Source organism: Streptomyces sp. XM83C, from assembly GCF_023072675.1.
Taxonomy (GTDB): Bacteria; Actinomycetota; Actinomycetes; order Streptomycetales; family Streptomycetaceae; genus Streptomyces; species Streptomyces thermocoprophilus.
On the sequence record NZ_JALLGL010000622.1, the window covers coordinates 1 to 932 of the forward strand.

Annotated in this window: 1 protein-coding gene; it reads right to left on the minus strand. The window is 71.4% G+C overall.

Annotated elements, in window-relative coordinates:
• Positions 1-802, minus strand: an 802-nt coding sequence (gene proS, locus MTQ10_RS30750; protein ID WP_247474087.1) for a proline--tRNA ligase, incomplete at its 3' end; no start/stop codon positions are given.
• Positions 803-932 lie beyond the last annotated feature (130 nt).

Genomic DNA, 932 nt, shown 5'->3' on the forward strand with positions numbered 1-932 from the left:
CGGTGGCCTGCTCGGGGGTGGGGATGTCCTCGGCGGGCGGCACGGTGGAGCCGTCGACGGGCTTCAGCGCGTACGTGATCGCCTCGGTGTTGGCCGCGAAGTCGCAGTCGGGGCAGTCGGCGAAGGTGTCCTCGCCGGCTCCGGCGGGGGCGAGGAACTCCTCGGACCTGGAGCCGCCCATGGCGCCGGCGGTGGCGGCGCAGATGCGGTAGTCGAGGCCGAGGCGGGCGAAGATCCGCTGGTAGGCCTCGCGGTGGAGGGCGTAGGAGCGGGCGAGGCCGTCGTCCTCCAGGTCGAAGGAGTAGGAGTCCTTCATCAGGAACTCGCGGCCACGGAGGATGCCGGCGCGGGGGCGGGCCTCGTCGCGGTACTTGTGCTGGATCTGGTAGAGGACCACCGGCAGGTCCTTGTAGGACGTGCACTGGTCCTTGACGAGGAGGGTGAAGATCTCCTCGTGGGTGGGGCCGAGGAGGTAGTCGCCGCCCTTGCGGTCCTTCAGGCGGAACAGTTCCTGCCCGTACTCGTCCCAGCGGCCGGTTGCGTCGTAGGGCTCGCGGGGCAGCAGGGCCGGGAGGAGGACCTCCTGGGCGCCGATGGCGTCCATCTCCTCACGGACGATGCGCTCCACGTTGGCGAGGACCCGCTTGCCGAGGGGCAGCCAGGACCAGACGCCGGCGGCGGTGCGGCGGACGTAGCCGGCGCGGACGAGGAGTTTGTGGCTGAGGACCTCGGCGTCCGCCGGGTCGTCGCGCAGGGTCTTCGCCATCAACTGGGACATGCGCTGGACCGGTGCGTTCGCCATGGTTCTCGTACTCCTGCTGCGTAAGGGTGATGCCAGGAGGTTATCCGGGGGGCGGGCGCGGCCGGAAATCGGTCAGGACGGGCCCGGCGCGCGGCGCAGCGGCAGGGGGGCGCCCATCACGGCGTAGGGG